The organism is Nonomuraea roseoviolacea subsp. carminata, from assembly GCF_024172185.1.
Taxonomy (GTDB): domain Bacteria; phylum Actinomycetota; class Actinomycetes; order Streptosporangiales; family Streptosporangiaceae; genus Nonomuraea; species Nonomuraea roseoviolacea.
On the sequence record NZ_JAMZEC010000001.1, the window covers coordinates 191,289 to 205,477 of the forward strand.

Genomic DNA, 14,189 nt, shown 5'->3' on the forward strand with positions numbered 1-14,189 from the left:
GGTCCGACCGCTCAGAGCACGAAGAGGATCGTCACGCCGACGACGAGGTCCACGACGCCGCACCACTCGGCGTAGTCGCGCGGCACGACCCGGCGGGTGACGAAGTGGGCGGCGTCCCACACGGCGTGCGCCAGCCAGCCGGCGGCGATCAGGTAGCGGGCCGCGGCCGGATCGGCCGCGAGGGCCGCGAGCGTGAGGGCGGCGTACCCCGCCAGGCCGGCGAGCTGGAGCGCGACGACGCCGGGGCCGCGCAGCGTGCGGCGGAACAGCCCGATCACCAGGTACGTGCCCGGCAGCACCAGCAGGACCGGCGCGGGCGGGAGCATCGGGTCCACCCAGCAGGCGAGCGTCATGACCAGGCCGAGCAGCGTGGGCCAGCGCCGCTCCAGCAGGCCGCGCTCCGCCGTCCGGTGGTGGTGGTGCGCGGCGCCGTACTCGGCGCGGCGCCGCAGCATCACCAGCAGCATCGCCGGGACCATGAGCACGTGCCCGGCCACCATGAGGGCGTGGCCGGGCAGCAGCCCGGCCCAGTAGGGCACCAGCAGCACGGCGAACGGGGCGTACATCGCCGCGCCCATCTCCGCGATCGCGCCCCGGCCATGGCCGCGATAGCGCATCCAGAGCGCCATGCCGGCGGTCATGTCCGTGGCCATCACCAGGACGGCGACGTCCGGGCGGGCGAGCAGGGCGGGCCCGCCGGGCAGCGCTTCCCAGAGCGGGCCGAGGAGCACCATGCCGAGGATCATCGCGACGAGCATCTCGGCGAAGTGGCCCAGGAAACGCCACCGGTTCACGGGCCCGATCGCCTGCGGGGGGAGGGAGGTCGTCATGGTGCGACTGTGGGGCCGCGGGCGGCCGCGCCGAACCCGCGGCCGCGGATGTGTCCGGAAACTTGGGACACCGGTCCTTCTGCCCTAGATTCCAGGCATGGACGTCCGGCGGGTCGTGATCGTGGGCTACGAGGCGGCGGAGCTGCTCGACATCGCGTGCGTCACCACCCCTCTGGTGATGGCCAACATGGAGGGGCCGCCACCGCCGTACGAGGTGACGCTGGTCACGCCCGGGGGCCGGCCGGTCACGTGCGGCACCGGGCTGACGATCCAGGCGCAGGGCGCGCTCGAACGCGTCACCGGGCCGCTGGACACCCTGCTCGTCTCCGGCGGCATCGGGCACGGGGCGGCGGCGGCCGACCAGGGCATCGTCGCGCACGTGCGCCGTCTGGCCCGGGAGAGCCGCCGCGTGGCGTCGGTCTGCACGGGCGCGGGCGTCCTCGCCGCCACGGGGCTGCTGGACGGGCGGCGCGCCACGACCCACTGGGGTTGGGCGCGGGCGTTCGCCGTCCGCTACCCGGCGGTCTGCTTCGACCCCGACCCGATCTTCGTCAGGGACGGCTCCGTGGCCACCGCCGCCGGGGTGACCAGCGCGCTGGACCTCACGCTGGCGTTCATCGAGGAGGACCACGGCGGCGGCGTGGCCCGGTCGGTGGCCCGCCAGCTCGTGACCTACCTCCAGCGGCCGGGCAACCAGGCGCAGATGAGCATGTTCACGGCCGCGCCGCCGCCCGGCGACGGCGTCGTGCGGCGGGTCGTGGAGCACGTCACGGCGGACCTGGCCGATGACCTGTCCACGGCGCGGCTGGCCGAGCGCGCGGGGGTCAGCGAGCGGCACCTGTCGCGGCTCTTCCTGCGCCACCTCGGCCTGACGCCGGCCCGGTTCGTCCGGCGGGCCCGCACCGAGGCCGCCGCCCAGCTCCTCGCGACCACCCGGCTGCCGATGGCGGCCGTCGCGGCGCGCTGCGGGTTCGGCAACGCCGAGACGCTCCGCCAGGCGTTCACGGACCGGTACGGAGTGCCGCCCTCCCACTACCGCGCGACCCAGTCCGCGCGGTCCCGGTGAGCGCCTGAATCGCGCTCGGGCCAGGGCAGAACCCACCTTTATTCGGCCCGCCGATTTGTCATCATCGCAAAACGGTCACCCCCTTCCGCATTTCCCTCGCATCTGCGCTCACCGCCCGCTGAATTTCGCAGCGGCGACCCTTCACGATGAAGACGTTTTACCCCTCGGTGCCGGATGTCGGAGGCATGACATCCTCCTTCCGCACCGCTTCCGGCCGTACGCGAAGAGTTCGCCCGGCCGCCTCCGGGGATCCACCCGGAATCCATCAGGGCCGCTCCGGGGCGCCGCGGGCGGCCGGAGCGTAGAGTCCGCCCCCTATCCCTCACCGCAATACGGCCTACCGAACATGAAACATCCACGCGTCTTTCGTGAATTATTCACGGAGGGATATGTCGGGCTCACGCTTTTGTGGAGGGAATGTCCTTGACATGGTCAAAATAGGAGAGTCCCATCAGACGGGTCGAGGGGGGTGAAGACCCGCCAGATCGTGACCGAATTTCCACATGTGCGTTAAGGGGGACGCTCTCCCAATGGAAGTCAAGCTGTTAGGACCGCTCGTCGCGAGCCAGAACGGGATGTCGATCACACCGATCCCGCGCAAGCCCCGCCAGGTCTTCTCACTGCTGGCGCTGCACGCCGGCACCGTGGTGACCGTGGCGTCCTTCGTCGAGGAGCTGTGGGGGATGCACCCTCCGACGAGTGCGCTGTCCACCCTGCAGACCTACATCCTCCAGGTCCGCAGGGGCATCGCCGCGGCGCTCGGCGCCACCCGCACCGACGCGGCGAAGAACGTCCTGCGGACCTGCTACGGCGGGTACCTGCTCGACATCGACCCGGGCGACGTGGACGTCCACCGCTACGAGCAGCTCTCCGCCGCCGGCAAGCAGGCGTTCGAGGCCGGTCAGTGGGAGTCGGCCTCGGCGCTGTTCCGCGACGCGCTGGACATCTGGCGCGGCGAGGCGCTCGTCGACGTCCACGCCGGGCTGCGGATCGGGGTCGAGGTGGCCCGGCTGGAGGAGAGCCGGCTCGGCGTGCTGGAGGCGCGCATCGAGACCGACCTCCGGCTGAACCGGCACGTCGGGCTGCTGGCCGAGCTGTCCGCGCTGACCGCGAGGTACCCGATGCACGAGAACTTCTGGGCCCAGTTCATGATCGCGTTGCACCGGTCGGGCCGTAAGAGCCAGGCCCTGGAGAACTTCATCAAACTGCGCACCACGCTGGTCAGCGAGCTGGGCGTCGAGCCGTCGGCCCGCCTCCAGCACCTCCAGCAGGCCATCTTGCGCTCGGACCCGAAGCTCGACCTGGTCAGGATCGCCGGATAAAGGAGCGACTGCATTGTCGACCTATGTGTGGAACTACCTGCAGGAATATCACCAGGAGCGCGCCGACATCCTGGACGCGGTGGAGACCGTGTTCGAGTCGGGCCAGCTCATCCTGGGCAGGAGCGTTGAGTCGTTCGAGCGGGAGTTCGCCGCCTACCACGGCCTGCCCCATTGCGTGGGCGTGGACAACGGCACCAACGCGATTGTCCTGGGCCTGCAGGCGCTCGGGATAGGCCCGGGCGACGAGGTGATCACCGTGTCGAACACGGCGGCACCGACGGTGGTGGCCATCGACGCGGTGGGCGCGACGCCCGTGTTCGTGGACGTGAGGGACGAGGACTACCTCATGGACACCACGCTGCTGGAGGCGGCGATCACCCCGCGTACGCGCTGCCTGCTGCCCGTCCACCTGTACGGGCAGTGCGTCGAGATGCGCCCGGTGCTGGAGCTGGCCGAGCGGCACGGGCTGCGGGTGCTGGAGGACTGCGCCCAGGCGCACGGCGCGCGCCACCACGGCGCCCTGGCGGGCACCATGGGGCACGCGGCGGCCTTCTCCTTCTACCCGACCAAGGTGCTCGGCGCGTACGGCGACGGCGGCGCCACGGTGACCGCCGACCCCGAGGTGGACGCCAACCTGCGCCGGCTGCGCTACTACGGCATGGAGCAGCAGTACTACGTCGTCCGGACGCCGGGCCACAACAGCCGGCTCGACGAGGTGCAGGCGGAGATCCTGCGGCGCAAGCTGCGGCGGCTCGACACCTACATCGCCGGCCGGCGCGAGGTCGCCCGGCGCTACGAGGAGGGGCTGGGCGACGTCCCCGGGCTGGTACTGCCCTCGCTGGCCGAGGGCAACGACCACGTCCACTACGTCTACGTCGTGCGGCACCCCGAACGGGACCGCGTCATCGAGGCGCTCGACGCCTACGACATCCACCTGAACGTCAGCTACCGGTGGCCGGTGCACACCATGACCGGCTTCGCGCACCTCGGCTACGGCAAGGGGTCGCTGCCGGTGACGGAGCGGCTGGCCGGGGAGATCTTCTCGCTGCCGATGTACCCGTCGCTGGCGGCCGACACCCAGGACAAGGTGATCTCGGCGCTGCGCTCGGTGCTCGACGCCTGACATGACGGCGGAGGCGGCCTCAGGCCGCCTCCGCCGTCACATGCTCCAGGTGCGGGACAGGTGCGGGACCGCTCAGGCGGTCTCCGTCGAGGAGCGCCACAGGTCGCGGATCGACGCGCGCGGCGCGGTGCGCGGCCGCCACCCCAGCCGCTCGCGGGCCCGCCGGATGTCCATCAGGGTCCAGTCGCCGCCCTTGCTGCGCACCTCCTGGTCGAGGTGCTTGATCCGGTCCTGGGGGAAGCCCGCGGCCTCGATCAGCCACTCGACCAGGCAGCCGATCGGCAGCGCCTCGCCGAGACCGACGTTGATCACCTGGCCGCCCACCGGTGCCCGGGCTGCCCGCTCGATCGCCTCGGCCACGTCGCGCACGTCCACGAAGTCGCGCCGCGCGTCGGCGACGCTCAGCTCCAGCGTCTCGCCCGTCTCCAGGGCCCGCCGGATCCGGCCCGCCAGCGCCGCGAGGAAGCTCTCCTGCGGCGGGTACGGCCCCGACATGTTGGCCGCCCGCAGGACCACCGCGTCGATCCCGTGCCGCTCCACGGCCGTCAGGACCGCCTGGGAGGTGGCCAGCTTGGCCCGCGCGTACGGGGTGACGGGCGCCGGCTCGACGTCCTCGGTGAGCAGCGTGCCGTGCGGCACCGGACCGTACTCGTGGACCGAGCCCACGTGCACCAGGCGCGGCCGGCAGGGCGCCTGGGCGAGCCCCTCCAGCAGCCGGTCCACCAGCCTGATGTGCGAGTACGTCATCTCCTCGGTGGTGTCGCCCCACCCGCCGGCCGCGTTGACGACCGCGCGGGCCGTCGAGACCAGCTCGGCGATCCGCCGCGGCTCGGTCGCCGTGACGTCCAGGGCGGCGAACGGGTACGGCTCCAGGTGCGGGGCCGCGTGGCGGGCCACCGCGAGCACGTCCCAGCCCCGGGCGGCGAAGGCCGCGCACACCTGCCTGCCGACGCTTCCCGACCCGCCGAGGACGATCACCCGCCCGGGCGCGCCCTCCCCGTTCACCGGCCCCACAGCGCCCGCTCCACCTCCAGGGAGGCGGCGTACGAGGGCAGCAGCCCCGCCCGCCGCGCCTCCTCCAGCGTCGGCGCCGCCCCGTCCCGGGGCGACAGGATCGTCTCCTCCAGCTCCTCCGGGATGGGCAGGCCGAGCTCCGGGTCCAGGGCCGACAGCGCCAGCTCGTGCTCCGGCATGTACTCCTGGGACAGCATGTACGACATCACGGTGTCGTCCTCCAGGGCCACGAACGCGTGGCCCACGCCCACGGGGAAGTACAGGCAGCGGAAGTCGCGCGGGTCGAGCAGCACCGCCTCCCACCGGCCGTAGGTGGGCGAGCCGGTCCTGACGTCCACGATGATGTCCAGCGAGCGCCCCTGGGGGCAGTAGACGTACTTGGCCGTGCCCGGCGGGGTGACGGTGTAGTGGACGCCCCGCACCACGCCGCGCCGCGAGCGGCTGTGGTTGGTCTGGCGCACCGGGAACAGCGGGTGCCCGGCCGCGGCCTCGAAGGCGGCGTGCTGGAACGGCGAGACGAACAGCCCGCGGTCGTCGGGGAAGATCTCGGGGATGAACTCGTAGGCGCCGGCCACCGCCAGCTCGCGCGCCTTCACCGCAGCGCCTGGGCGCTGAGGTAGTCGACCGCGTCGGCGTGGTTGTACGGGTGCATGAATCCTCCCGCGCGGACGTCCCGGTACAGCTTCGACAGCGGGTGCTTGCCCGTGTAGGCGGCGCCGCCCACCACGGTCACGCAGTCGTCGACGATGCCCACCGCGTGCTTGTTCACCAGGAACTTGGCGTACTGGAACGGGGTCATCATGCCACGCCCGCGCTCGTCCGGGTCGCCGCTGAGATCGTCCGACAGCCGGTCGGCCTCGGCCAGCGCGTGCGTGACGGCGCAGCGCAGCGCGTACAGGCGGGCGTCGATCTCGGCCAGCAGCGTCCGCACGCCGGACTGCGGCTCGCCGCGCTTGCGGGTGGCGGCCACCGCGAGGTCGCGGGCGGCCTCGGCGAGCCCCACGTAGATGCCGAGCATCGTGATCGAGGACACCGTCTGGCCGGCCAGGGCGGCGTCGCTGGGCTCGTCGAGCAGCCCGCGCGGCAGCACGTTCTCCTCCGGGACGGGGCACGCGTCGAAGAGGATGTCCACGCTGCCGGAGGAGCGCATGCCCATGCCGTCCCAGTTGTCCTCCACGGTCAGGCCCGGGGTGTGCCGGGGCACCACGGGGGCGGCCAGCCGTACCGGCTGGCCCGGCTCGTGGAGCTGCGCGGAGATGACGAAGTGGGTGGCGATCGGCGCCATGCTGACCAGCGTCTTGCGGCCGGTGAGCCGGTAGACGCCGTCGTCGCCGCGGGTGAGGGCCGTCACCTGCCTGGTGTCCTTGACGGCGCCGCACACCACGGCCTCGCCGGCGGCCATCTGGCGCAGGATGTCGCTGGCCAGGCGCCGCGCGTTCGGCGCGCCGTGCCTGGCCTCGTAGGTCATCGTCAGGCCGCGGCTGAACTGCATGTGCAGGGCCAGGGCCACGCCCGCGTCGGCCTGGGCCAGCTCGTGCAGCGCCACGGCGACGTCGTGCATCCGCGTGACCCCGATCCCGCCGTGGTCGCCGGGGACGGTGGCGCCCATGACGCCGTCCTTGCGCATCCGGGCGAACAGGTGCGCGGGCAGGGCGGCCGCGCGGTCGTTCGCCGCCGCCTCCTCCTTGAGGACGGGCAGGTAGGGGCGCAGGAGTTCGAGCAGGCGCCGCCCCTCGGCGGACACCGGTGTTCGCAGATCAGGTGACATGGTCGCTCCGTGGCTCGTCGGGTGGACCGTTGAGGCCAGCCTGCTGATCGTCACCGGAAGGTCGCTGGAGAAGCGCTTCGGCCTGTTTGGTCCACCCGCGCTCCAACCGGCCTCCAGAGGCCGCCGGTGTGCTCGTAGGCGACGATCCCGCTGGTCCGCGGGACCGGGCGGGACGGGAGGAGAGATCCGGTGCGGTTGGTCGACATCAGCAGCGCGGTGGACGCGAAGGCGTGGGAGCCCGACCCCGTGGAGCACGAGATCCTGACCCCCGCGCAGGGGGCCGCGCACATGGCCGAGGAGATGCGGGAGCACTTCGGCGTCCACTTCGACCCGGCCGAGCTGCCCGACGGCGAGTTCCTGTCGCTCGACCGGATCAAGCTCACCTCGCACACGGGCACCCACGTGGACGCCCCCTCGCACTACGGGTCGCGCGCGTCGTACGGCGACGGCCGGCCGCGCGACGTCCACGAGCTGCCGCTGGAGTGGTTCTACGGCCCTGGGCTGCTGCTCGACCTGACCGGGTGCGAGACGTCCGTGGCCGGGGTCGCCGAGCTGGAGAAGGCCATGGAGCGGGCCGGGCGCCGGCCGCGGCCGGGCGACATCGTGCTGCTCAACACCGGCGCGTCCGCGTGGGCGGGCACCCCGCGCTACTTCACCGAGTTCACCGGGCTGGACGGCCCCGCCGTCCACCTGCTGCTCGACCACGGGGTGCGGGTGATCGGGACGGACGCGTTCAGCCTGGACGCGCCGTTCGGCGACGTCATCGCCCGCTACCGGGAGAGCGGCGACCGCTCCGTGCTGTGGCCCGCGCACGTCATCGGCCGCAGCCGTGAGTACTGCCAGATCGAACGGCTGGCCAACCTGGACGCGCTGGAGCAGCCGGACGGCTTCCAGGTCGCGTGCTTCCCCATCAAGATCACCGGCGCCGGGGCGGGCTGGGCCCGCGCGGTCGCCATCTTCGCCGAGTAGCCGAGTAGCCCGAGTAGCCGAGTAGGCCGAGTAGAAAGAGCCCGATGTGACCAGATGCCGAATCTGTGATGGCCAGGTCAGGAAGTTCTTCGACTTCGGCAGGCAGCCGCTGTCCGACGACTTCCGCGCCGAGGAGGACGTCGCCGGCGCGTTCTACTTCCAGCTCGCCGTGGGGGTGTGCGCGTCGTGCTCCATGGTGCAGCTCCTGGAGGAGGTGCCCCGCGAGCGGATGTTCAACTACGACTACCCGTACCACTCCTCCGGCTCGCAGCGCATGCGCGAGCACTTCGCCCAGACCGCGCGCGACCTGCTCGCCGCCGAGCTGACCGGACCCGACCCGTTCTGCGTGGAGATCGGGTCGAACGACGGCGTCATGCTCGGCGTGGTCAAGGACGCCGGCGTGCGCCACCTCGGGGTGGAGCCGTCCGGCGGCGTCGCCGAGCTGGCCAGGAAGGACGGCGTGCGGGTGCGCACCGACTTCTTCGAGGAGTCGACCGCGGCCCAGATCGCCGCCGAGGAGGGCCACGCGGACGTCATCTACGCGGCCAACACGATCTGCCACATCCCCTACCTGGACTCGGTCTTCCGCGGGGTGGACGCCCTGCTGAAGCCGGGCGGCGTGTTCGTCTTCGAGGACCCGTACCTGGGCGACATCGTCGAGCGGCACACCTTCGACCAGATCTACGACGAGCACTTCTACCTGTTCACCGCGACGTCGGTGCGCGAGGTGGCGCGGCGCTTCGGCTTCGACCTGGTCGACGTGCGGCGCCTGCCGGTGCACGGCGGCGAGGTGCGCTACACCATCGCCCGCGCCGGGGCCAGGACGCCCTCGCCCGCCGTCGACGAGCTCATCGCCGAGGAGGCCGAGCGGCGCCTGCACGACCTGGAGACCCTGGAGGGGCTCGGCACCGGCATCGACCGGATCTGCGAGGACCTGGTGAAGCTGCTGCGCGACCTGCGCGACCAGGGGGCCCGCGTGGCCGGCTACGGGGCGACCGCCAAGAGCGCCACGGTGCTCAACTACGCGGGCATCGGCCCGGAGCTGCTGCCCTGCGTGTACGACACGACGCCCGCCAAGATCGGCCGGCTGATGCCCGGGTCGCACATCCCGATCCGGTCCGCGGCGGAGTTCGGCCGGCCGTACCCGGACTACGCGGTGCTGTTCGCCTGGAACCACACCGACGAGATCCTGGCCAGGGAGACGGGCTTCACCGAGCAGGGCGGCAGGTGGATCGTCTACGTGCCGAGCGTGCGCGTCCTGTGAGACGCGCCTTCGCCGGAGCGGCCGGACGTCCGTGAGGCCGGCCGGATGACACGACGGGACGCCGGGCGACGGGGAGTCGCCCGGCGTCCCGCCGGTTGCGCCCGGGTGCGCTAGGCGCCGGGCGGGCGGACCGACAGCGCGTGCCGGAACACCTCGCCCGGGTCCCAGCGGCCCTTGACCTCCTGAAGCCGCGCGTAGTTGCCGCGGAAGTACAGCCGGTGCCACGGCACCCCGCTGCGGTTCAGCTCCGGGTCGGCGAAGTCGGCGTCCGCGTAGTTGACGAACGCGCCCCCGTAGCCGCGATCGGGGTCGGGCACGCCGCCCGCGTCGGCGAACAGCTCGCGGTAGGTGTCCCGGATCCAGCCCAGGTGCGTCTCGTCCTCGCGCGGGTCCCACCAGAAGACCGACCCGTACGCCTTGAGCACCGCGTCGCGGTGCGCCATGGCCGTCTCCTCCTGCCCCACCGCGTTGATCGCGCCGCCGTGGGAGAGCAGGTAGAACGCCGCGGCCGGGTTCTGGTAGCCCGCCTGGTCGGTGAGGCGGCGGTACAGCCGCGCGACGACGTCCTCCTCCCAGCAGGAGCGCAGGAACGCCGCCTTGGACTTGAAGCGCCCCTTCACCCCGGCGAACTCGTCGGGCACGAGCACCGCCGCGAGGAAGGACCGCGTCTCGGCCGCCACCTCGGGCGACGACCCGGCGGCCCGGCCGAGGTCGGCGATGAGGGCGTCGGCCAGCTCGGCCGCGTCCGGGCGGCCGGCGTCGAAGGCGGTCTCCAGCGTGACCTCGCCGCCGCCCGCCCGGGGCAGGGTGAGGCTGTTGTCGAGCTGGGCCCCGGGGTCGCCCGGCGCGCTGTTGCGCTCGTGCCACAGCCCGAAGGCGCGCACCAGCGCGACGAAGCGGGCCTCGTCCAGGTCGTCCCACGACCAGCGCACGGTCTTCTTCGTGACGGCGGCGGGAGCGGGCGGCAGCAGCCGGCCGTCCCCGTCCGGGGAGCGGAACAGGTAGCGCGTCACGACGCCGAAGGCGCCGGCGCCGCCGCCCGTGTGCGCCCACCACAGGTCGCGGTTCGGGTCGCCGGGCTCCCGGGTCGCGGTCACCAGGCGGGCCCGGCCGGAGCCGTCGGCCACCACGACCTGCACGCCGTACAGATGGTCGACGGACAGGCCGTACCGGCGCGAGAGCGCCCCTCCCCCGCCGCCGGGCACGTGCCCGCCCACGCCGATCTCCGGGCAGCGCCCGGCCGGGACGGCCACGCCCCAGCCCAGGAAGAGCGTCCGGTACATGGCGCCCAGACTCGCGCCCGGCTCGACGGCGAAGGCCCGGTGCTCGGGGTCCCAGCCGACCGCCTTCATCTCCGACAGGTCGATCACCACGTCAAGCTCGGGGTGGTCGACGAGCGACTCGAAGCAGTGCCCCCCGCTGCGCACGGCCAGCCGCCGGCCCGCGCTTACGGCGTCCGCGACCAGCTCGGCGACGTGCCGGGGGGTCGCGGGCAGGCCGATCGCGGCCGGGGCGGCGGGGAAGCGGGCGTTGATGCCCCGGCCGGCCAGGTCGGGGTAGCGCGGGTCGGCCTTGTCGATGGTGACGGGCTCCGGCCACGGCGCCGGAGCGGTGCGGGTGATGTCGTCCACGGAACTCCTCATGAGCGGGGATGGATGGGACGGTCGGGTCAGGAGGGCCACCAGCCGGGGTTGGCGGCGTACCAGCGGACGGTCTCGGCCAGCCCCGTGTCGAAGTCGATCTTGGGTGTGTGGCCGAGCGCGCGCAGCCGGGAGTCGTCGAGGGAGTAGCGCCGGTCGTGGCCCTTGCGGTCCTCCACGAACTCGACCATGTCCCAGCCGGCACCGCAGGCGGCCAGCAGCCGCTCGGTCAGCTCGCGGTTGGTCAGCTCGGCCGTGCCGGCGACGTGGTACACCTCGCCGGGCTCGCCGGCCTCGGCCACCAGCCGGATCGCCGCGCAGTGGTCGTCCACGTGGATCCAGTCGCGGACGTTGCCGCCGTCGCCGTACAGGGGGACCTTCTGACCTCGCAGCAGCCGGGTGACGAACAGCGGGATGACCTTCTCCGGGTACTGGCGGGGGCCGTAGTTGTTGCCGCAGCGGGTGATCGAGACGTCGAGGCCGTGGGTGACGGCGTAGGCGCGGGCCATCAGGTCGCCGCCCGCCTTGGAGGCCGCGTACGGCGAGCGGGGGGCCAGCGGGGCGCTCTCGTCCCACGAGCCGTGCGCGATCGAGCCGTACACCTCGTCGGTGGAGACCTGCACCACGCGGGGCGTCCGCGCGTCCAGGCACGCCTGCAGGAGCGCCTGCGTGCCGAACACGTTGGTGCGGACGAACTCCCCCGCGTCCGCGATCGAGCGGTCCACGTGCGACTCGGCGGCGAAGTTGACGACCAGGTCGTGCCCCGGCACGACGTCCGCCAGCAGCCGCGCGTCGCAGATGTCGCCGTGCGCGAACGCGTGCGGCACGCCCGCCAGGTTGGCGCGGTTGCCCGCGTAGGTGAGCTTGTCGAGGACCGTCACCTCGACGCCGTCGGCCGCCAGCGCGCGGGCGAACGCCGAGCCGATGAACCCGGCCCCGCCGGCGACCAGGACGCGTGCGAACCTCATGAGCTCATCCGGACTCTGCTGTGGTCGCCGAGCACCAGCCGGTGGGCCCGGGGCGCGCCGGCGGCCGGGGTGACCTGCACGTCGTGGCCGATCAGGGAGCCCTCGACCCGCGACACGCCGGTGATCGACGAGCGCGGCAGCACGATCGAGTACTCGATCTCGCTGTCCACGATCGCGCAGTCGCGCGAGATCGAGGTGAACGGCCCGACGTAGCTGCCGGACACGAGCGAGCCCGCGCCGATGATCGCGGGGCCGAGCACCCGGGAGCGCTCGACCACGGCGCCGTCCTCGACGACGACGCGGCCGATGATCTCGCTGTCCTCGTCCACCCGCCCGTCCGTGCGGCCCTCCAGCGACTCCAGCACCAGGCGGTTGACCTCCAGCATGTCGGTGACGTTGCCGGTGTCCTTCCAGTAGCCGGAGACGACCAGCGACTCGACCCGGCGGCCGTCGTCGATCAGCCGCTGGATGGCGTCGCTGATCTCCAGCTCGCCGCGCGCCGACGGCTTGAGGTCGGCCACGACCTCGTGGATGTCCGGGGTGAACAGGTAGACGCCGACCAGGGCGAGGTCGCTCTTCGGCTCGCGCGGCTTCTCCTCCAGGCCGATCACCCGGCCGGAGGCGTCGAGCTCGGCCACGCCGAACTGGCGCGGGTCGCTGACCCGGGTGAGCATGATCTGGGCCGAGGGCCGGTCGCGGGTGAAGCGCCCGACGAGGTCGTCGATGCCGCCGAGCAGGAAGTTGTCGCCCAGGTACATGACGAAGTCGTCGTCGCCCAGGTAGTCGCGGGCGACGAGCACCGCGTGGGCCAGGCCGAGCGGCGCGTGCTGGTGGAGGTAGGTCACCTCGACGCCGAAGCGCGAGCCGTCGCCGACGGCCGCCTCGATCTCGGCGTGGGTCTCGCCCACGATGATGCCGATCTCCGAGACACCGGCGGCGGCGATGGCCTCCAGGCAGTAGAAAAGGACGGGTTTGTTGGCGACGGGGACGAGTTGTTTGGCGGAGGTGTGGGTTATCGGGCGCAATCGGGTGCCGGATCCCCCGGCCAGCACGAGCCCCTTCACGGGATTCGTCCCTTCTCGGCGGGGGTTGTCCGGACGTCCTTTACAGATTGCTGTTGATTACCGTCAAGCGGGTTATTCATACTTCTTCGTGCAGACATCATCGCGATGCCCCGCCTCCTTGACCCGGTGGTAATGCGGCCACAATCTGGCCGCTTCACATGACACGATGCGAGCATGGCCAACACGCCGTTGCGCATGCTCCGTTTGCTGTCGTTGCTGCAGAACTGCCGGAACTGGTCGGGTCCCGAGCTGTCGGAGCGGCTGGAGGTGAGCCCGCGCACCCTGCGCAGGGACATCGACCGGCTGCGCGAGCTCGGATACCCGGTGCACGCCACTCCGGGGGCGCACGGCGGCTACCGGCTGGAGGCGGGCACCGCCCTGCCGCCGCTGCTGCTCGACGGCGAGGAGGCGGTGGCGATCGCGATCAGCCTGCGCACGGCGGCCGGGGGCACGGTGGCCGACATCGAGGAGACCTCCGTGCGCGCCCTGGCCAAGTTGGAGCAGGTCCTGCCCGGCCATCTGCGCCGGCGGGTCAACGCGCTGCAGAACTACACGGTGCCGCTCATCGCGAACGGCCCGACCGTCGACCCCGAGGTCCTCACCCTGCTGGCCCAGGCGTGCCGCGACCGCGAGCGGCTGCGCTTCGCCTACAGCACGCGCGAGGGGGCCGAGAGCAACCGGCACGTCGAGCCGTACCGGCTGGTCAACGTCGCCCGCAAGTGGTACCTGATGTGCTGGGACCTCAAGCGCGAGGACTGGCGCACGTTCCGCGTGGACCGGCTGTCCTCGCCGTACGCGACGGCCGAGCGGTTCAAGCCGCGCGAGCTGCCGTCGGACGACATCGCCGCCTACGTGGCCGAGTCCATCACCTCGTCGCTGGCCCGCTACCGGGCGCTGGTCACCCTGCACGCCCCCGTCTCGGTGGTCGCCGAGCGCATCCGGCCCCGCGACGGCATCCTCACGGTCGTCGACGACAAGACGTGCATGCTGCGCACCGCGGCCGACTCGCTGCAGTGGCTGGCGCTGACCATCGGCATGTTCGACATCGAGTTCGAGGTGCACGAGCCGCCCGAGCTGAAGGAGTACGTCCTCGAACTGTCGGCGCGGCTCGGCCGCGCGGTGGCCGCGCCCGCCGAGCCGGCGCCGCCGGTCCCCTGGTGA

General features: G+C 72.5%; 13 protein-coding genes. 6 read left to right on the forward strand and 7 right to left on the reverse strand.

Annotation, left to right across the window (positions count from 1 at the left end):
- Positions 1-11: 11 nt before the first annotated feature.
- Positions 12-830 carry a hypothetical protein gene (locus HD595_RS00840; protein WP_253765021.1) on the reverse strand — a complete coding sequence of 273 codons (819 nt, stop codon included), beginning with the start codon at positions 828-830 and terminating at the stop codon, positions 12-14.
- Positions 831-927: 97 nt separating this feature from the next.
- Between HD595_RS00840 and HD595_RS00845 the strand changes: the two genes are divergently transcribed.
- From HD595_RS00845 to HD595_RS00855, 3 genes are all read left to right on the forward strand, one after another.
- A complete protein-coding gene (locus HD595_RS00845) occupies positions 928-1,896 on the forward strand; it encodes a GlxA family transcriptional regulator (RefSeq protein ID WP_253765022.1) in 969 nt (322 codons plus the stop codon).
- A 530-nt stretch (positions 1,897-2,426) separates the two neighbouring features.
- Entirely contained in the window at positions 2,427-3,218 is a 792-nt protein-coding gene (locus tag HD595_RS00850) for an AfsR/SARP family transcriptional regulator (protein WP_253765023.1), read from the forward strand.
- 13 nt (positions 3,219-3,231) lie between these two features.
- A complete protein-coding gene (locus tag HD595_RS00855) occupies positions 3,232-4,341 on the forward strand; it encodes a DegT/DnrJ/EryC1/StrS family aminotransferase (RefSeq protein WP_253765024.1) in 1,110 nt (369 codons plus the stop codon).
- Positions 4,342-4,413: 72 nt separating this feature from the next.
- Here the strand turns inward: HD595_RS00855 and HD595_RS00860 are convergent, their stop codons facing one another.
- From HD595_RS00860 to HD595_RS00870, 3 genes are read right to left on the reverse strand one after another with little or no spacing between them, the layout of a single operon-like run.
- Positions 4,414-5,355 carry an NAD-dependent epimerase/dehydratase family protein gene (locus HD595_RS00860; protein ID WP_253765025.1) on the reverse strand — a complete coding sequence of 314 codons (942 nt, stop codon included), beginning with the start codon at positions 5,353-5,355 and terminating at the stop codon, positions 4,414-4,416.
- The gene (locus tag HD595_RS00865; protein ID WP_253765026.1) at positions 5,343-5,951 is read right to left on the reverse strand and encodes a dTDP-4-dehydrorhamnose 3,5-epimerase family protein; all 609 of its coding nucleotides are present in this window, start codon (positions 5,949-5,951) and stop codon (positions 5,343-5,345) included. The genes HD595_RS00860 and HD595_RS00865 overlap by 13 nt, the downstream gene beginning before the upstream one ends.
- Complete coding sequence (locus HD595_RS00870) at positions 5,948-7,123, reverse strand: acyl-CoA dehydrogenase family protein (protein WP_253765027.1); 1,176 nt, start codon at positions 7,121-7,123, stop codon at positions 5,948-5,950. The genes HD595_RS00865 and HD595_RS00870 overlap by 4 nt, the downstream gene beginning before the upstream one ends.
- Positions 7,124-7,312: 189 nt before the next feature.
- Between HD595_RS00870 and HD595_RS00875 the strand changes: the two genes are divergently transcribed.
- The gene (locus tag HD595_RS00875; RefSeq protein WP_253765028.1) at positions 7,313-8,092 is read left to right on the forward strand and encodes a cyclase family protein; all 780 of its coding nucleotides are present in this window, start codon (positions 7,313-7,315) and stop codon (positions 8,090-8,092) included.
- A gap of 46 nt (positions 8,093-8,138) precedes the next feature.
- Positions 8,139-9,356, forward strand: a complete 1,218-nt coding sequence (locus HD595_RS00880) for a methyltransferase domain-containing protein (RefSeq protein ID WP_253765029.1) — start codon at positions 8,139-8,141, stop codon at positions 9,354-9,356.
- A gap of 110 nt (positions 9,357-9,466) precedes the next feature.
- Here the strand turns inward: HD595_RS00880 and HD595_RS00885 are convergent, their stop codons facing one another.
- From HD595_RS00885 to HD595_RS00895, 3 genes are read right to left on the reverse strand one after another with little or no spacing between them, the layout of a single operon-like run.
- Positions 9,467-10,987: an FAD-binding oxidoreductase gene (locus HD595_RS00885; RefSeq protein ID WP_253765030.1), complete on the reverse strand. Its 1,521-nt coding sequence runs from the start codon at positions 10,985-10,987 to the stop codon at positions 9,467-9,469.
- A gap of 38 nt (positions 10,988-11,025) precedes the next feature.
- Positions 11,026-11,964, reverse strand: a complete 939-nt coding sequence (gene rfbB / locus HD595_RS00890; protein WP_253765031.1) for a dTDP-glucose 4,6-dehydratase — start codon at positions 11,962-11,964, stop codon at positions 11,026-11,028.
- Positions 11,961-13,028 (reverse strand): glucose-1-phosphate thymidylyltransferase, encoded by a 1,068-nt coding sequence (locus HD595_RS00895; protein WP_253765032.1) that lies wholly within the window; start codon positions 13,026-13,028, stop codon positions 11,961-11,963. The genes rfbB and HD595_RS00895 overlap by 4 nt, the downstream gene beginning before the upstream one ends.
- 174 nt (positions 13,029-13,202) lie before the next feature.
- Here HD595_RS00895 and HD595_RS00900 point away from each other — a divergent pair, with 174 nt between their 5' ends.
- Entirely contained in the window at positions 13,203-14,189 is a 987-nt protein-coding gene (locus HD595_RS00900) for a helix-turn-helix transcriptional regulator (protein ID WP_253765033.1), read from the forward strand.